Source organism: Fimbriimonadaceae bacterium, assembly GCA_019454125.1.
In the GTDB taxonomy this organism is placed as follows: Bacteria; Armatimonadota; Fimbriimonadia; order Fimbriimonadales; family Fimbriimonadaceae; genus JALHNM01.
In genome coordinates, this window is sequence record CP075365.1 from 683,718 (window position 1) to 700,372 (window position 16,655).

Sequence of the window (16,655 nt, forward strand, 5' to 3'; positions counted from 1 at the left end):
ATCCAAGCGAAAAGCAGTAACAATTCGAATCGCAACGAACTGTTAGGATACGTTCGAACGACCCTCTTGGCACTCTGCGCGTGCATCTTGGCACTCGCTGCAGCTGGTGCAGACTATCCCGAACCTGCACCTGAACCGTGGCTGGGGATAGCCACCGAGGATTGCCCCGTTCCTCCAGAGAATGGGCCAAGTTGCGACCAGAGCGGTGATCCGCCCTGCAAGACGTTTCCCAAGCCTTGCAACGGATATGTCGGAGGCGGACAGACAAAGTGCTGCATCGAGCTCACCACAACGTGTAAACAAATCTTTGGAGAGTGGGTGTGCTGGGGCCAGACTTGGAAGGCTTGGTGCCACCACTTCGGAACCCGTGAAGCCTGTGTGGGACAGGGGGATTGTAGCTGACGGACAGAGGCACTGATGAGCGGCAACGACCGAAACGGCTGGCAGTAGTGACAGCCCTCTTCGTTGGTTGCCTGCTCGGCGCATGGCTCCTTCGACCCAAGCCCGGTCTAAGCGATACGGCGGTCCGGGCGGTCGAGGCCGCCAGGGCCGGTGAAGCGGACACTCTGTTCGATCTGGCCGAACCGAACGAAATGAAGGCACTTGGGATGACGAAGGAGAAGTTCCGTATCTTCTTTGCCGGATTTCTCAGTGACCAGATGAAAGGGGCCGCTCCGCAAGGCAAACCGAAGTTTCTACCGAACGATGGCAGGACCCAAGTCAACGTCTCGAACCTCGTCACCTTGCAGGACGGTCGTAAAACGGCCATCGAACTGGACGTGGTCTCCGGGCCGGACGGTCCTCTGCTCCCCGGCTTGGTGAAGGCGCTTGTCCTCACCCGGTTCATGGCGGACTGGCCGGCCGAGAAACCCCTACCGCGCGGAGTCGAGCGGCTCCGTTGGTACCGAAACCGGGTCGCCACCCACAAGGCGGAACTGGAATCGCTTGGTGTGCCCGGGTTCCCCGAGCCCGACCCAGTCGCCATCGATAAGGTCGACATCGTGACCTGGAACGAGCAGTTACGGCGCTATGACGAAAAACTGGCTCAGGCCCAGAATTGACGACCATGCTTCGCCCCCGGAGCGCGCCATAATCTCAACCCTGTGGCGTTGCACTACCTCACCGTCCCCGACATGCTTTGGATCAACCTTCAAGTGACCGGGGCGCCGCAACCGTACCGTTACGACCGGCTTGAGGAAGCCACCTTTTACCAGTACGGCCGCGGCAACAGCCTCGACCCCGTCGCCCAAGCCGCCCGGATGCTTGTCGGATTCCGCAGGATGCGACCCTTTGACCGGGGCAACGAGGCCACCGCCTTCGTCGCCACCGTCACGTTCCTTCGCATGAACGGACACGATGTCGCATTCACTGACGACGAGGCGGGGGATTGGACGGAACGCGCCTCCGCAAGTGAGGCGGACGCCGCCCGACTCCTGCAAGAGAAGCTCGCGAAGACCAAAGGACACGCGGACAATCTCGAGGTTCACGACAGCCACGACGCGGCCAGGTCAGTCCTGGACGCCTTCCCTGGCGCAATCTCCAGCCTACTGGCGAACGAGACCTCGGTACCGTTGGGCTAGCTGGAGCCTGCCGCAACGCGAGCAAGTAGAACTTTAGGCCCCCCCCAAATCTGTAGCGTATCATAAAGTCAATGCGGGACGGGCCTGGTGATGAAGGTCAGAGGCCGAATCGTGGAGGCGACCGAACTTGAGCTCTATTAGCCGCGCAGACGGGAAAGCCGAAGCTCGTACTTTGGGACAGCGTCCTTGAGTCTTATCAGCAAACCATCAAAAAAGCCACCGTGGAGAAATGACCACAACTGCACCCAAAAAAAAACGTGACTTGGAACTAGAGGCCCAGGTTCAAGGGGCTACTAGCTTGATTGTTCTATGGGCAACTTCTCGGAGTGGAACCCGCAATTGCCGCTTAAAGACACCGCAAATGAGCCCTACACTGGGGACTGGTCGGCAAATTGGAGGCGCACAAGGTCTTCACGGCTCGGTACGGCAACGCCGACTTTGCGGACGACCTCGGCCGATGTCGCGACCGCTAGTTTGAAGACCGGCTCCTCATAACCGGCCACGGCGAGGCCGAGGGCCAGGGTCGCGCAGGCCGTATCGCCCGCGCCGGCCGTGTCATAAACCTCGACCTTCGGCGCCGGGCATTGGAACTCTCCGTTTGGGGTGGATGCCACAAGCCCCTCGCCCCCCATCGTGATGGCGACCGCGCGGACGCCGATCTTGGCCGCGATCGCCCTTGCTTGACCAAGGGCGTGCTCGGGAGAAACTTCAGCTCCACCCAGCAAGGCCGAAGCTTCAGCGCGGTTGACGGTCACAAGCGAGGCGCCCTGGAAGCGCTCAGCGCGGTTCGGCTTCGCGTTCACCACGCTCACCCGCGACTCGCGCACCACTGCTGCCGCCACTCCGTCTTGCAAGGCTCCCTTGCTATAGTCGCTGAGCACGCTGACCTGAGCGGCGGCCGCCCAAGGGGCGACCGCTTCGAGCAGCTCGGCTTCCGCTTCGGAGGAGAGCGGGCCAGTCGACTCCTCGTCGATCCGCAACACCTGGTGGGCGGAATCAGCCAGGACGCGCGTCTTGCGGGTCGTCACCCGGGCCGGGTCGCGGACGAGCCGGGCCTCGATCCCATCGGTGGCCAGCGCTTCTGCCAGCGCGCGCCCCGCCGCATCGTCGCCCACCACCCCGATCAGTCGGACTTTCGCGCCCAAGGCGGCAAGGTTCTTTGCGACGTTCGCCGCACCGCCGGGGACGGCGCGCGTCCCCTCTTGGCGGACCACCATGACGGGCGCCTCTGGCGAAATCCGGGTCGCGCGGCCGAAAATGTACTCGTCCAGCATCACGTCACCGACGACGAGCGCCTGCACGCCGACGAACTGCTCGAGAAGGAGTCGGAAACTCACGCGCCCGCAGTCTGGACGGTGCCGGTCTGGCGCCGCTGGAAGTAAACGTAGACGACGAAGCCGATCCCGACCATGAGCAGGCTCACGAGCTGGGCGGTGGTGATCGGCGAGCCCATGAAGTAGGAGGAACTGGCGATGCCCATACGAAACTCCTCCTCCGTCCCCGCCCGGAAGAACTCATAGAAGAACCGGCTGAGCCCATAGGCCACGAGCATGAGCGAGAACGACTGGCCGGCCACGAGCCGACGGTGCCGCTCGACCCAGGCGATGATCCCCGCGCCGGCCAGCATCAGCACCATGTCCGTGAACTGGGCGGGCACGTGCCGCTCGGCCAGGCCATGGATATGGATGCCGTACCACTCGGTCGTGGGCCGCCCATAGCAGCAGCCGTTCATCAGGCATCCCACCCGGCCGATCGCCTGGGCGACGAGCACGGGGACGCCGACGATGTCCAAAAAGACGGGCATCGAGACCTTCTCGCGGCGGGTCCAGAGCAGGAGCCCGATGAATCCGAAGGCAAGGCCACCAAAACTGGTCAGCCCCTCAAAACGCAGGCTCAGGAGCTGGTCGGGGTTCTTGGTGAAGAAGTCCAGGTGCTGAACGATGTAGAAAATGCGTGCGCCGAGAATGCCGGGCAAAACCAGCCAGATCACCGCGTCCCACACCTTCTCGGCCGCGATGCCGTGCCGAGTCGCCCTGCGCTGGGCCATGTAAGTGGCGACAAGCACGCCGACCACCAGCAGGACGCCGAACGTCCGGACAGGGAAATTGCCGATCTGGAAGAGCACGGGATGCATGTCGGCCTACAGCGATTATAGACGCCGGTCACCTGGGGGCTGCTTCAAAAGGCCAGCGAGTCAGAGGCCCTTTGTTCGCGCGCTTCGATCGCTTTCCGGGCCGATTCATCGTCGCCCGCGCTCTGGAAGAGGCGCGCGGCCAGGGTGTAAGCATGGGCGATGTGGAGGGGCTTCGCCTTGAGGAAGTCGCGTCCGGCGTCGGAGGTCGGGTCTACGATGGTCTCGGAGTGCTGCTCGATGGCTTCGAGCAGGAGCCCGGCGAGGTCTTTGTCGCGATCCTTGCCCACGGCTTCGGGCACGATCTCATAGGCGGTCGCCATCAGGATCGGCGCCTTCTCGGTCGGCGGGGCTTTGTAGGTCGAGCGGACGTGGGCAAGGGCCTCGTCGATCTTGCCGAGATGGGCTTCGACCCGGGCGAGCTTCAAGCTGTCGTTCACGAGCCGGTCGTTGGTCTTGGCCGCTTGTACGGCGACTTTGAAAAGACGCTCCGCGGTTTGCCACCGTCCGGCGATGCGGAAGGCGTCGCCATAGCGCCAGGCCTCGGTCGGACGGACTTTCTCGGGGTCGACGTTGGCGACGATCGATCCCACTTCGCGACTGACCACCACGTCGCGCTGGGAGGGGCTCAGTCGACCGCTGCGAACCTGGGCGTCCGCCACGCGAAAAATCTCACGCACCATGGTCTGCACCTGGGCGCCGGAATACTGCTGGCCCGCCAACGGCTCGTTGGGGTCCGGGATCGTCTCCTGCTGAAGGCACCCCGCCGTCACCAGCAGGGCGAGGCTAGGCCACAGGCGTCGCAAAACGGCTCTCGTCAAAGAGGGGGTCTCGATAGACTTCGACTCCACACATCGTCATCACGACTTTCCCGCGGAACTCCGCACCGGCGAAGGGCGAGTTCTTGCCGCGGCTGAAGGTGCGCTGCGGGTCGAACGACCATTCCACGTTCGGGTCGACGAGCACGATCTGGGCGACCGCGGTCGCGGCTGGCCGCAGGGTGCCCGCGTCCAGCCGCAAGATCTCTGTAGGCGTCGTGCTGAGCTTGCGAAACGTCTGTAGCGGCGAAAGGACACCCGGGTGGGTGAGGTAGGTCAGGGTCGCGCCGAGCGTGGTTTCCAGGGCGGCACCGCCGAACGGAGCCTCCTCGATCGGGACGGAGACCTCATGGCTGGCGTATGGCGAGTGGTCGCTGGCGATGGCGTCGATGACGCCCCCCGCCAACCCTTGCATCACGATGTCAAGGTCGACCTGGGTGCGGAGCGGGGGCGAGGTCTTAAAGTGCGGGTTGAACTCGCCGATCTCCTCTTCGGTCAGGATAAAGTGGTGCGGGCAGACGTCGCAGGTCACCGGCGCCCCGAGGTCTTTGAGCCGGCCGATGATCTCGATCGTGCCCCAGGTGCTCACGCGCATCACGTGCAGGCGGCAGCCCGTGTTCAGGGAGAGCAGGCCGTTGCGCATGACCGCGATCTCCTCGGCCGTGCGCGGGATGCCGGGCAGGCCTAGTAGCGCGCTCATCGTGCCCTCGTTGATGCAGCCCCCCTCGCTGAGGGACTTTTCCTCGCAGTGGGCCATGATCGGGAGGTCGATCTGCAGGCAGGTCTCCATCGCCCGCATCATCACCCGCGCGTTCTGGATCGGGTTGCCTTCGTCGCTCACCGCGACGACCCCCGCCCGCTTCAGCGCGGCCATGTCGGAAAGTTGCTCGCCCTCCTGCCCCACCGTGAGCGCGCCGACCGGCGCGACAAAGATGCCGCCGGAATCGGGCGAGGCCGCACGATCCAGGATGAAGTCGACCAGGGCCGGGTTGTCCAGCGGCGGCGACGTGTTCGGCATGCAGCAGAGGTTCGTGTAGCCTCCTGCCGCCCCCGCCATGGTGCCGCTGCGGATGGTCTCGCGGTGCTCCTGCCCGGGCTCTCGCAGGTGGGTGTGCATGTCAACCAGGCCAGGGGCGATCCACAGCCCGGAGCAATCGATCACGCGGTCTGCGTCGCCGGAAGTCTCCGGCCCGAGCTCGATGATCTGCGCGTCTTCGAGCAAGACGTTGCCGACCATGTCAAGGTCTTGCGACGGATCCAGGATGCGCCCGTTTCGAAGGAGTGTCCTCACGCTTTGCCTCCGGCCGCGACTTTGGCTTCCTCGAAGACCCAGTGCAAGGCGGCCATGCGGACGAAGATGCCGTTCGACACCTGGTCCGCGATCGCGCTGTTCGCGCCGTCGGCGGTCGAATCGTCGATCTCGACCCCGCGGTTGAGCGGGCCAGGGTGCATCACCAGCACGTCCTGGTTGGCCGATCGCAAGACAGACCGCGTCACCTGGTATTGGCGGCGGTACTCGCCCACCGAGGTCAGCAGCCCGTCGTCCATTCGCTCACGCTGCAACCGAAGGCACATGATCACGTCGGCGTCCGCCACCCCCGTGCGGAGGTCGTAGTAGACCGAGCCGGGAAGCTTGGCGGGGTTGCTCGGCATGAGCGTCCGCGGGCCGACGAAGCGGACCTCCGCGCCCATCTTCGTGAGCAGCCAGGCGTTCGAGCGGGCCACCCGCGAATGGTTCACGTCGCCGACGATCGCGACCACGAGCCCGTCCAGCCCCCCTTTGCGCTCCATGATCGTGAGCGCGTCGCCCAATGCCTGGGTCGGGTGCTCGTGCTGCCCGTCGCCCGCGTTGATCACGGGGCTTCCGAAGTCTTTGGCGGCCAGGGCGGCCGCGCCCGCGGCAGGGTGTCGCATGACCAGGGCCTCCAACCTTTCGAAACGAAGCGTAAGGATCGTGTCCTTCAGCGTCTCGCCCTTGCGCATCGAACTTCCCGCGCCGCTGAAGTTCACCGTACGGTGGCCCAGGTAGCTGGCCGCCTGCTCGAAGCTGACGCGCGTGCGGGTCGAGTTCTCAAACAGCAGAAGCCCGATGGCCCGGCGCGTCTTCACGGTCGTGTCCTGCCCGGCCACCACGCGCTTCTTGAAGTCGCGGGCCAGGTTTAAGAGCTCGCGAATCTCCGTGGGCTCAAGCTGCCGGATGGCCAGCAAGTGGCGGCTCATCGAGAGGCCGCCTCGCGCTCGTCCGCCCGGACGAGGATCACTGCGTCGTCGCCGTCAAATTCTTGTAGCCGTACTTCCACGTGGTCCCCTCGCTCCGTATCGATCACCTTACCCACCGTGTTGGGCTCGATGGGAAGTTCGCGGTGGCCCCGGTCGGCCAAGACCGCCAGTCGAACACAGGCGGGGCGGCCAAACTTGAGCAAAACGTCCAGTGCGGCGCGGATCGTGCGGCCCGTGAAGATCACCTCGTCCACCAGGATGACGGTCTTGCCCTCCACCTCGAAAGGGATCTCGCTCTGATCCTCGCCCGCCGTCGTGGGGCGGTCGTCTCGGCTGGACCGCACGTCGATCTTGCCGCACGGGATCGTGACCCCCTCGATCTGGGTCATCGTGAAGGCGAGCCGCTTGGCGACGGGATAGCCGCGCCGCAGAATCCCGACGACGACGAGGTTTTCCGACCCGCCGTTAAGCTCCAATATTTCGTGCGCCATGCGCCCGAGCGTCCGCTTCATCCCGGCGGCGTCGAGCAACAACGAAGGCATTCCGCCATTATGGTGGATGGAGCAGGGGGCGGGCCTAGCCCGCGACCACTTGCTGGGTCGTCTTGAAATGGAGCTTGGCGACCTGGGCCAGCGCGTCCCGTCCGCGCTCCTGGTAGAGCCGCTTTGCCGCCTGCACGACTTGGGGCCCCGCCCCCTTCGGCAAAGCGACGCCATAAGGCTCGCCAAGCTTGGCCAGGCGTCGGACGAACTCGTCGCGGGCGACGATCGATGCGGCCGCCACCGCGAGGTCGGATTCGCCGCGGACCCGGCTTTCCAGCGTTACCTTCTGGCCGCGTTCCATGAGCCTGCGCTTGAGCCCGGCAGGGTCGGCGAACTGGTCTGAGATCACATACGTGCAATCGACCTTGACCAGCACGTCCTCGATGGCGCGGGCATGGCCCCAGGCCAGCAGGGAGTTCAAATTGCCGATCTTTTCGTAAAGCTCGTTGTACTTCGAGGGGCCGATGACGACCGTCGCGTAAGGGCAGGTGCGCTTGATGACGCCCGCCAGCGCGTGGCACTTCGCGTCCGTCAGCGTCTTGCTGTCGCGCACGCCTTCCAACTCCGCATAGTGTTCCGGCCCGACGTAGACGGCCGCGACGACCAGCGGGCCGAAGTAGTCGCCCTTCCCGCTCTCATCGACCCCGACCCGGCAATCGACTACGACGAAGCCCCCAACCGGTCTGGGTTCAAGCCCTGAAGATCCGGCAGGACGAAGAGGCCGTCCTTCCGGACCAAAACTCCGTCGAACCACACCTCGCCGCCTCCATATTCGGGGCGCTGGATCACCACCTTGTCCCAATGGATCGCGCTCTTGTTGTCGTTTCCGCCGGGGGGCGCGTAGGAGTTCCCGGGGGTGAAGTGGAAGCTGCCCGCGATCTTCTCGTCGAAGAGGGTGTCCTTCATGGGATGCAATACGAACGGGTTGAACCCAAGCGACCACTCGCCGATATAGCGCGCTCCCTCGTCCGTATCGAGGATCTGGTTGAGGCGCTCGGTGTTCGCGCCAGCGCGGGCGTCCACAATCTTCCCGTCCTTCAGCTCATAGCGCACGTCGGTGAACTCGATGCCCTGGTAGAGCGAGACCGTGTTGTAGGCGATGACGCCGTTCACGGAGTCCCGCACGGGCGCGGAGAAACACTCGCCGTCGGGGATGTTGCGGAGCCCGACGCAGGGCTTGCTGCCGTTCCCCTTGATGCTGAAAGTCAGGTTCGTCTCCCCCGGCCCCTTGATCTCGACGAGATCGGTGCGGTTCATCAGGTCTTCGAGCGGCTTGACCGCCTCCTCCATCCGGGCGTAGTCCATTGTGCAGACATTGAAGTAAAAGTCTTCGAAAGCCTCGGTGGACATGGAGGCCTGTTGCGCCATGCTGGCCGTCGGCCAGCGCAGTCCCACCCACTTCGTGTGGTTGACCCGGTGCTCCAAGTGGACGGGCGTGCCGTGCAGGCGCTGCCAGAGCGAGCGGGTTTCGGCGTCGATGTCGCTCTGCTCGTAGACGTTCATCGCGCCCCGCAGGCTGATATAGGCCGTCGCCGACTTCATTTCGTGCAGGTCGTTGTCCGCGATTTTCCGGACGTTGCGCTCCGTCATGCCGAGAAGGAGCGCCCGGTTCACCCGGGTGGACTCGATCCGCACAAGCACGTCAGCGCCCTTCGTCCGCGCGACGCGCACGACCTCCGCGACCACTTCCTCCGGGATGTCGAAGGCGTGGACCAAGACGGTGTCGTCGGGGTCGAGCCTGGTGGAGTGCGTGCAGAGGAGTTCGGCCAGGCGCGTCACGCGGGGATCGAGCATGGCCCGAGGCTACCCCGCCGTACCGAAAAAATCGAAGCCCCCCGGCCTGAGGCCGAGGGGCTTGCGAGGTCGAGAATGGCTTTTTGGCTTACGCCTTCTTGCGGCGGGCGACGAGGGCGGCGATGCCCGCGCCGAGCGCGATCATCGAAGCCGGCTCCGGAACGACCTGGCCGTCGATCCAGAACGGAAGGCCCTGCGGGTTCGCACCGTCAACGATCGGGGCGAACGCGCCACCCGAGAGGCTCTGCCAGGCGTTGCCCGTGTTCAGCGTGCCGGTCTTGGTGAGCGGCGGCTGCCAGGGGCCGGAGGCGAGAGTGCCCGTGAAGCCCCAGACCATCGTGTAGGTGCCCGGAGCGAGGTTCACGTTCGCGAAGTTCACGGTGACCTGCTGGAGGCGGCGCTGGGTGTCAGTCTTGGCAGTGTCAGTGACGCGGTAGATGTCGGTCAGCGTGACGCCGCCGAAAGAGCCGGTGGCAACGAGCCCGCCCGAGTTGGGGTCGCTACCCGTGCGGATCTCCCAGGAGCCGCCGTTGATGGACGTCGTCGTCGCGCCCGTCTGGTAAGTCCAGAAAGTCGCGGACTGGACGATCCAGCCCGGCCCGCCGACCGTGAAATCGTCAGCGACCTTGGCCGTATTGTTCGCGGCGTTGGCACCAAAGCCGAAAATGGTCATGCCGGAAGCCGTGTCCAGCACGCTCAGGCGACCGCCGGCCGGGCGGTTCTCGGTGGCGAGACCGGTGTTGTCGAAAGAGCCCGGCAGGGCCTGGTTCCAAAGGCTCTGCGCGTTAGCGGCGCCGACCATCGCAAGGGCGGCAAAAAGAATCGTGTTTCGCATGGTGATGTACCTCTCCAGCAGCCTGGGTTAGACAAGCGGCTATAACAATATTATCCGAATAGTCGGCGAGCCACGCCAGACGTTCATAGAAATCAAGTCTATTTACTGGGCTAGGCCCCGAGGGGGAAGCGCTGCCGCTTCGTCGGAGGATAGTTCATGAAGAGAAATGCGCCCTCCGCGTGATGCGGAGGGCGCATTGCAACCTGTGTCGCGGGTGTGGCTTACGCCTTCTTGCGGCGGGCGACGAGGGCGGCGATGCCCGCGCCGAGCGCGATCATCGAAGCCGGCTCCGGAACGACCTGGCCGTTGATCCAGAACGGGGTGTCCTGGGGTCCGCCAGCGTCGACAAGGCCTGCCCACGCGCCGCTGAAGAACTGCTGCGCGTTTGCACCCGTCGTGGTGCCAGCGCCGACTTTAGTAAGCGTGGGAACCCACGGGCCGCTGAACGAGCCGCTGCCGACAAGGTCGTAGGTCAGCCAGTAGTTGCCCGCAACGAGGTTGAGGGCGCCGAAGTTGACGGTCACCATCTGGACGCGGCGGTTGTCAGCCGGCTGCGCGTTGAAGATGCGATAGATGTCCGTGTTGGTCACGCCGCCGAAGGTGCCCGTTCCGACCACGGCGCCGGTGACGCTGCCCGATCGGATCTCGAAGCTGCCGCCGGTGATCGTCGTGGTGGTCGCGCCGGTTTGGTAGGTGAACAGGTTGACGCTGTTGACGATCCAGCCCGGGCCGCCCACGGTGAAGTCGTCGCCGATCCGGGCCTGGGTAGCCTGCGCCAGGTAGCCAGCGTTGGTGTTCGGGTTCTGAACCTCGGAATAGCTGCCGCCAGCCGGGCGAGAACCGGTTCGGAGGCCTTCGGCGGTCAGACCGGCCGGGGTCGCATTGTTATAAAGACTCTGCGCGCTGGCAGTGCCGACCACCGCAAGGGCGGCGATGAGAATCGTGTTTCGCATGTGGATTAAACCTCTCCAAGCAGTCGCCTGGCTTGCACCGTGCTAGACGATGCGTCGCTATAATATCTCACCTGTAAAGGCGACATCTATGGTGCTTATATGAAACAGGTATATGTGCTTGTCACGTTAGGGTTAACGATAAGGCAATCGGCTATAGGCCATCTCGTAGACCAGGGGGTTTAGGTGGACGGGAGCGGTCGGCCTCCAGGGCGCCGCCTCCCAGGAAGGGCTGGGTGCGGCCCCGTGGGATGCCCAGCAGAAGCCGGAAAAACCGCCGAAGGAGGGCACGAGCCCCCAGTAGGAGCCGACCTGGGAAAAGACCCTTTCGAAGTCCGCGCGGATTGCTTCTAGGCTATAAGGGCAAAAGACGAGGTTGTCGGCCTGGGTCACGATCAGGCCCGCGGGCGAGAGGAGCCCGGCCAGGTCGCGGAAGAAAGGCTCCGTAAAGAGGCGCTCGCTCAGCTCGCCGCTCTCCTCCTCATAAACGTCTGTGCTGTCTTGGACGATGAGGTCGTAGCCGGGCTCGGCCGTCTTGACGAACTCGAACGCGTCCGCCACGTGTAGGCGGACCCGGGGATCGTCGAAGGCGCCGTCGCTGAGCGAGGGCATATGCTCCCGGCAGAGGTCCACCACGGCCTGGTCGATCTCCACGATGTCCACCTGCTGGATCTCGGGCCGGCGGCAGATCTCGCGGATCACGCCGCCGTCTCCGCCGCCCACCACCAGCGCACGCCTCGGGGCGGCCAACGCCATAAGCGGGATCTGCACCAGCAACTCGTGGTACGCCTTCTCATCGAACTCGGTCAACTGGATGTGCCCGTCCAGCAACAGGGTCCGCCCGAAGACCTCGGTGTCCACGATCCAGATGTCCTGGAACTTTGACCTTTGCCTCACGACCTCCCGCGAGACCTTGACGTTCATCGAAAGCTTGTCGGATCGGATCGGAAAAGTCAGCATGTCGGGGTTTTGGGGTGTCCGGTTTCGGGGTTCGGGTCGAGGCCCGTCCGAAACCCGCTATTCGAAGCCCCACGCCTCAATAATGCCAGTCGATGTCCGTCGCTTCGCGGGCCTTCTTCTCGATGAACTCGCGGCGCGGTTCGACCTTGTCGCCCATGAGGCGCGAGAACATCATCTCGACGGTCATGTCCCGGGCGGGGTCGAAGTCGATCTTGAGCAACATGCGCTTCTCGGGATTCATGGTCGTCTCCTCGAGTTCCTGCGGGTTCATTTCGCCGAGACCTTTAAAGCGCGTGACGTGGTAGTTCTTCTTCTTCAGACCGGCGATGATGCTGTCCCGTTCCTTTTCGTCCGCGGCGTAGTAGCGGTCGTTGTTGCCGACCTTGATGACGAAGAGCGGCGGTTGGGCGAGGTAGACGTAGCCGTGCTCCAGGAGTGGTTTCATATACCGGTAGAAGAACGTCAGCAGCAGCGTCCGGATGTGCTCGCCGTCAACGTCCGCGTCCGTCATGATGATGATCTTGTGGTAGCGCAGCTTGTCGATGTCGAAGTTCGGATTGCCGTTCTTCTTCTCGTCCAGCGGCTCCTCGCCTTCGTCCTCGGCGACGTCGTTGTTGCGCCCGGTCTGGACCGCGATCCCCACGCCCAACGATGAGATGAGGGCTTTGACCGAGTCGTTGTCCAGGGCTTTGTCCAGACGAGCGCGCTCGACGTTCAGGATCTTGCCGAAGAGCGGCAGGATCGCCTGCGTCATGCGGTCGCGGGCGCCCTTGGCGCTTCCACCGGCCGAGTCGCCCTCGACGATGAAGAGCTCGCTCACGGTCGGGTCTTTGCTCACGCAGTCGGAGAGCTTGCCGGGCAGGCCGAACGAATCCATCGCGCTCGAGCGTTTGACCGCTTCCGCCGCCTTCCGCGCTTCTTCGCGGGCGCGCTGCGCGATCGTCGCCTTGTCCACGATCCGCTTGGCGATCTGCGGGTTCTCTTCGAGGTAGGTAGAGAGGCCGTCGCCCACCAGGGAGTTCGTGACGCCCTGCACTTCCGGCGTAACCAGCTTGACCTTGTCCTGTGAGTTATAGGACGGGTTCTCGAGCTTCAGCGCGATCACCGCGGTCAGGCCTTCCAAAACGTCGTCCGCGGCGAAGTTCTTGTCCTTCTCCTTCAGGAAGTTCATCTTGCGCGCATAGGCGTTGATGACGCGGGTGAGGGCCTGGCTGAATCCGGAGACGTGGGTGCCTCCGTCGGGCTGGTGGATGTTGTTCGAATACGCGAGGATCGAGGTGTTGTAAGAGGTCTGGTACTGGATCGAGACTTCGATCTCCATCCCTTCCCGCACGCGCTGGAAGTAGATGGGCTTGTGGATCGAGTCGTACGCCTCGTTCATGTCCTCGACGAGCTGCACGATGCCCCGCTCGAAGTGGAAGGTCTCGTTGTCCTCTTCGTGGTTGTCGTTCGTGAAATGGATGGTGACGCTGGGGTTGAGGTAGGCGATCTCCCGCAGGCGCGTCTTGATGATGTTCTTGTCGTGGGTGGTTTCGGTGAGGATCTCAGGGTCGGGGAGCCACCGCTGGGTCGTGCCCGTCTCGGTCGTATCGCCGACCACTTCGACCTCGCTCACCGGGATGCCGCGCTCGAAGCGCTGCTGGTAGACCTTGCCGTCACGCCGGACCTCAGAGACCATCCATTGGGAAAGGGCGTTCGTACAGGAGACGCCGACGCCGTGCAGGCCGCCTGAGACCTTGTAGCCTCCGCCTTCGCCGAACTTGCCGCCCGCGTGCAGCACCGTCATCACGACGGTGAGGGTGCTGATCCCCATTTTCTCGTGCTTGCCGACCGGGATGCCGCGGCCGTTGTCCGAGAGGCTCATCGAGCCGTCTGCGTGCATCGCCACGTGGATCGTGTCGCAGTAACCGGCGAGCGCCTCGTCCACCGCGTTGTCCAAGACCTCGCGGAACATCTGGTGCAGGCCCTTCCGGCCGTTGTCGCCAACGTACATGCCGGGCCGTCGGCGCACGGCCTCCAGCCCCTCCAAGACTTGGATGGAACTCTCGTCGTAGGCGGTCTCGACGCGTTGGGCGATGGTCTCGCCGGGGGCGGACGTCAGCTCTTCGTGCTCCGAAGGTTCAAACTTTTCTGGCACAGCCATATTGTTTTAAAAAGAAAGCATCGGTGCAGAGGGCCCTGAAAGGGCGGGCATCCGAACCTGCATTGTACCGGGCGTTCCTACCTCAGCGAAGGGACGGTTCACGAACCCCTTTCGCGGCAGGCCCGAAGTGCTGATAAAAGTTGTTGAACTTTCAAAAAGTTCTGAAACTGGAATGGGCCAGGCCCGGCCGCGCGGTAATATCCCAAGCAGGTGGTAGAAAGCGGGCCCCGGGCAGACGCCCTGGAAAAGGATCGGCGTCAGGCCGACATTCGCGAGATGTTCGGGAGGATCGCCCCGAAGTACGACCGCCTGAACTTCCTCCTCAGCTTCAGTCTCGACCGTTCTTGGCGGTCGCGGGCGGTGGAGCAGCTGGCCCTTTCGCCCGGGGACTCCGTGCTCGACGTCTGCTGCGGCACGGGCGACTTCCTCCTGCCTCTGCTGAAGGCGGTCGGTGAGGGGGGCAACGTGGTGGGTGTCGACTTCAGCTTCCCGATGCTAAGGCTCGCCGGCGGCAAGGTGCGGCCCCGCGCGGCCCTGGGCCTGGCCGACGCGCGGCGGCTGCCTTTCCAATCGGCCTCCTTCAACGCGGTCACGATGGGCTGGGGACTTCGGAACGTCGTGGACCGGGACGCGGCCCTGCGAGAGGTCTGCCGAGTCCTAAAGCCGGGCGGCCGGTTCGTTTGTCTAGACATGGCGGGCCGTTCTGAGGGGAAGCTCGACTTGCCTAGCAAGGTGTTCCATTGGGCCTCGCCCGCGCTGGGGCGGATCTTTGGGGAGCCCGAGGCCTATCGCTACCTGCCGGAGAGCACGCGCGGCTTCCCGACTCCCTCGGACCTCGCCGAGGAGTTCCGCAGGGCGGGCTTTGACGACGTCCGGGTGAAGACGGTCTTCGTCGGAGTGATCGCCATGCACCTGGGGGTGAAGCGGTGAGGCAACTGGGCCTTACGCGGCCGGCGAAGCCGGACGACGCGCTCTTGCGCGAGGCGGACAAGGCGCTCGAACGCATGGAAGCCGTCATGCGGCGCGAAGTAAAGAGCAAGGTCGAGACGGTCGACTTGGTCGGACTCAGCACGCTGCAGGCGGGCGGCAAGCGGCTCCGCCCCGCGCTCACCTATTTTTGTGGCAAGGCGAGCGATCCCGGCGTCTCCGAGGCGCGCCTGGCCGAGGTCGGCGCGTGCCTGGAGCTGATCCACACGGCCACGCTCGTCCACGACGACGTCATCGACCAGGCCGAGACCCGGCGCGGGAAGCGCACGGCTGCGAGCGAGTTCGGAAACACCGCGGCCGTCCTCTCTGGCGACGTGCTCCTCGCCCGGGCCATGCGCATTTTGGCGATGGACGGCGACCTTGCCGTCATTCGCGCCGTCAGCGGCATGGTCGTCGAGATGGCCGAAGGAGAGGTCCGCGAGGTCGAGTGCCGGGGCCGTTTCGACCTGTCCGAAGACGACTATATGGCTGTGCTCCGAATGAAGACCGCCGCGTTCGTCGAGAATTGCTGCCAGGTGGGCGGGCTGGTCGCTTCCGCGCAGCCGGCCGTCATCGAGGCCCTTAAGGTTTACGGGAACTCGCTCGGCATGGCCTTCCAGATCGCGGACGACTTGCTCGACTATCAGGCCGAAGAGTCTGAATCCGGCAAGCCGCGCGGCATCGACTTCCGTGAGGGCCAGGCCACGCTCCCCCTTATCTTGCTGCGGGAAAGCGCCTCCGGGGCGGACCTTGAGTACCTCCGGGCGCGGTTCGGCACGCCCGTCTCAGACGCCGAGTTCCAGCAGATCCGCAACTGGATGGTGGCGCACTGCGCCTTCGCCCGGGCAGAGGCGCTGGCGCTGGATTTCGTCGGCCACGCGCTCGGGGCGTTGGAGGCCCTGGAGCCTTCTCCCTATCGCGAAGGGCTGGCGTCGCTGGCCGAGTTCTCGGTCGCGCGGCGCTCGTGAAGCTGTACAGCCTTTATCTTCTGGACCTGGACGGTACGGTCTACCGGGGCAATGAGCCCGTCCCATACGCGCGTGAGACGCTCGAACGTTTGTTCACGCTGGGCGCGAAGCTTCGCTACATCACGAACAACTCCGCCGCCACGCGCGAAGGGGTGGCCCAGAAGCTGCGCGCGATGGGGATGCCGTGCGAAGAGTCGTGGGTCTATGGCTCAGGCCAGCTGGCCGTGCGCTATGCGCAAGATCAGGGCTATAAGCACGTACATACCTTCGCTGAACCTGCGCTAGAAGCAGCATTTTGGGCGGCCGGCATCGATCCGTCGGCGGTCGAGGGGGCGGAGGCCGTCTTCGTCGGGATATGTCGGGGCATCACATACGAGAAGTTGGACGATGCCGCGCGGCTCGTCCGCGGGGGGGTGCCGTTCTTCGCCACGAACGCCGACCCCACCTATCCGATGCCGGGAGGGCGGTTGCAGCCAGGGAGTGGCGCGATCGTTGCCGCGGTCGAGCGCGCTTCGGGCGTCTCGCCGCGCGTGCTCGGGAAGCCGGCCCCGGACCTTCTGGAGTGGGCGATGGACGAGACGGGCGTCGCTCCCGGCGAAGCGCTCGTCGTGGGCGACCGCGTCGACACCGACATAGACGCGGGCCGGGCCGCCGGTTGCGACACCTTCTTGGTGCTGACCGGGGTCACGGAGCGGATTCCCGAGGGCCAGGCGGGCGCGCCCGATATGCGCGGCCTGCTTCCCTAGGT

The 16,655-nt window shown here is 64.6% G+C and carries 17 protein-coding genes; 5 read left to right on the forward strand and 12 right to left on the reverse strand.

The features are described from left to right. Window positions 1-449: 449 nt before the first annotated feature. A complete protein-coding gene (locus KF733_03320) occupies window positions 450-1,061 on the forward strand; it encodes a hypothetical protein (GenBank protein QYK56514.1) in 612 nt (203 codons plus the stop codon). A 42-nt stretch (window positions 1,062-1,103) separates the two neighbouring features. Beyond that, window positions 1,104-1,580, forward strand: coding sequence for a hypothetical protein (locus KF733_03325; GenBank protein ID QYK56515.1), 477 nt, complete (start codon window positions 1,104-1,106; stop codon window positions 1,578-1,580). 368 nt (window positions 1,581-1,948) lie between these two features. Here KF733_03325 and KF733_03330 read toward each other — a convergent pair whose 3' ends face one another. From KF733_03330 to KF733_03385, 12 genes are all read right to left on the reverse strand, one after another. Continuing rightward, complete coding sequence (locus KF733_03330) at window positions 1,949-2,917, reverse strand: bifunctional hydroxymethylpyrimidine kinase/phosphomethylpyrimidine kinase (GenBank protein ID QYK56516.1); 969 nt, start codon at window positions 2,915-2,917, stop codon at window positions 1,949-1,951. Beyond that, on the reverse strand, window positions 2,914-3,714 hold the full coding sequence (locus KF733_03335) for a prolipoprotein diacylglyceryl transferase (GenBank protein QYK56517.1): 801 nt from the start codon (window positions 3,712-3,714) through the stop codon (window positions 2,914-2,916). The genes KF733_03330 and KF733_03335 overlap by 4 nt, the downstream gene beginning before the upstream one ends. 44 nt (window positions 3,715-3,758) lie before the next feature. Further along, window positions 3,759-4,517 (reverse strand): hypothetical protein, encoded by a 759-nt coding sequence (locus KF733_03340; GenBank protein ID QYK56518.1) that lies wholly within the window; start codon window positions 4,515-4,517, stop codon window positions 3,759-3,761. After that, window positions 4,498-5,820 (reverse strand): dihydroorotase, encoded by a 1,323-nt coding sequence (locus KF733_03345; protein QYK56519.1) that lies wholly within the window; start codon window positions 5,818-5,820, stop codon window positions 4,498-4,500. The genes KF733_03340 and KF733_03345 overlap by 20 nt, the downstream gene beginning before the upstream one ends. Then, a complete protein-coding gene (locus KF733_03350; protein ID QYK56520.1) occupies window positions 5,817-6,749 on the reverse strand; it encodes an aspartate carbamoyltransferase catalytic subunit in 933 nt (310 codons plus the stop codon). Before KF733_03350 ends, KF733_03345 begins: the two co-directional genes overlap by 4 nt. Continuing rightward, the gene (gene pyrR / locus KF733_03355) at window positions 6,746-7,291 is read right to left on the reverse strand and encodes a bifunctional pyr operon transcriptional regulator/uracil phosphoribosyltransferase PyrR (GenBank protein QYK56521.1); all 546 of its coding nucleotides are present in this window, start codon (window positions 7,289-7,291) and stop codon (window positions 6,746-6,748) included. The genes KF733_03350 and pyrR overlap by 4 nt, the downstream gene beginning before the upstream one ends. A 34-nt stretch (window positions 7,292-7,325) precedes the next feature. Continuing rightward, the gene (rnhC, locus tag KF733_03360) at window positions 7,326-8,045 is read right to left on the reverse strand and encodes a ribonuclease HIII (protein ID QYK56522.1); all 720 of its coding nucleotides are present in this window, start codon (window positions 8,043-8,045) and stop codon (window positions 7,326-7,328) included. Then, complete coding sequence (locus KF733_03365) at window positions 7,952-9,085, reverse strand: aminopeptidase (GenBank protein QYK56523.1); 1,134 nt, start codon at window positions 9,083-9,085, stop codon at window positions 7,952-7,954. Before KF733_03365 ends, rnhC begins: the two co-directional genes overlap by 94 nt. Window positions 9,086-9,173: 88 nt before the next feature. After that, complete coding sequence (locus tag KF733_03370; protein QYK56524.1) at window positions 9,174-9,920, reverse strand: PEP-CTERM sorting domain-containing protein; 747 nt, start codon at window positions 9,918-9,920, stop codon at window positions 9,174-9,176. Between the two features lie 221 nt (window positions 9,921-10,141). Continuing rightward, window positions 10,142-10,873 (reverse strand): PEP-CTERM sorting domain-containing protein, encoded by a 732-nt coding sequence (locus KF733_03375; GenBank protein ID QYK56525.1) that lies wholly within the window; start codon window positions 10,871-10,873, stop codon window positions 10,142-10,144. 132 nt (window positions 10,874-11,005) lie between these two features. Further along, window positions 11,006-11,830, reverse strand: a complete 825-nt coding sequence (locus KF733_03380; GenBank protein QYK56526.1) for a hypothetical protein — start codon at window positions 11,828-11,830, stop codon at window positions 11,006-11,008. Window positions 11,831-11,906: 76 nt separating this feature from the next. Continuing rightward, window positions 11,907-13,973 carry a DNA gyrase subunit B gene (locus KF733_03385; protein QYK56527.1) on the reverse strand — a complete coding sequence of 689 codons (2,067 nt, stop codon included), beginning with the start codon at window positions 13,971-13,973 and terminating at the stop codon, window positions 11,907-11,909. Window positions 13,974-14,183: 210 nt separating this feature from the next. On the opposite strand from KF733_03385, the gene ubiE reads away from it, so the two are divergent. From ubiE to KF733_03400, 3 genes are read left to right on the forward strand one after another with little or no spacing between them, the layout of a single operon-like run. Next, window positions 14,184-14,903 carry a bifunctional demethylmenaquinone methyltransferase/2-methoxy-6-polyprenyl-1,4-benzoquinol methylase UbiE gene (ubiE, locus tag KF733_03390; GenBank protein ID QYK56528.1) on the forward strand — a complete coding sequence of 240 codons (720 nt, stop codon included), beginning with the start codon at window positions 14,184-14,186 and terminating at the stop codon, window positions 14,901-14,903. Continuing rightward, window positions 14,900-15,907 carry a polyprenyl synthetase family protein gene (locus KF733_03395; GenBank protein QYK56529.1) on the forward strand — a complete coding sequence of 336 codons (1,008 nt, stop codon included), beginning with the start codon at window positions 14,900-14,902 and terminating at the stop codon, window positions 15,905-15,907. Before ubiE ends, KF733_03395 begins: the two co-directional genes overlap by 4 nt. After that, complete coding sequence (locus KF733_03400) at window positions 15,904-16,653, forward strand: HAD-IIA family hydrolase (protein QYK56530.1); 750 nt, start codon at window positions 15,904-15,906, stop codon at window positions 16,651-16,653. Before KF733_03395 ends, KF733_03400 begins: the two co-directional genes overlap by 4 nt. Window positions 16,654-16,655: the final 2 nt, after the last annotated feature.

What these genes read in the sequence shown, in the direction of transcription:
- KF733_03335 (QYK56517.1), bottom strand. Translation starts at nt 3,714, where the DNA reads ATGCATCCCGTGCTCTTCCAGATCGGCAATTTCCCTGTCCGGACGTTC.
- KF733_03350 (QYK56520.1), bottom strand. Translation starts at nt 6,749, where the DNA reads ATGAGCCGCCACTTGCTGGCCATCCGGCAGCTTGAGCCCACGGAGATT.
- pyrR (QYK56521.1), bottom strand. Translation starts at nt 7,291, where the DNA reads ATGCCTTCGTTGTTGCTCGACGCCGCCGGGATGAAGCGGACGCTCGGG.
- KF733_03365 (QYK56523.1), bottom strand. Translation starts at nt 9,085, where the DNA reads ATGCTCGATCCCCGCGTGACGCGCCTGGCCGAACTCCTCTGCACGCAC.
- KF733_03370 (QYK56524.1), bottom strand. Translation starts at nt 9,920, where the DNA reads ATGCGAAACACGATTCTTTTTGCCGCCCTTGCGATGGTCGGCGCCGCT.
- KF733_03375 (QYK56525.1), bottom strand. Translation starts at nt 10,873, where the DNA reads ATGCGAAACACGATTCTCATCGCCGCCCTTGCGGTGGTCGGCACTGCC.
- KF733_03380 (QYK56526.1), bottom strand. Translation starts at nt 11,830, where the DNA reads ATGCTGACTTTTCCGATCCGATCCGACAAGCTTTCGATGAACGTCAAG.
- KF733_03385 (QYK56527.1), bottom strand. Translation starts at nt 13,973, where the DNA reads ATGGCTGTGCCAGAAAAGTTTGAACCTTCGGAGCACGAAGAGCTGACG.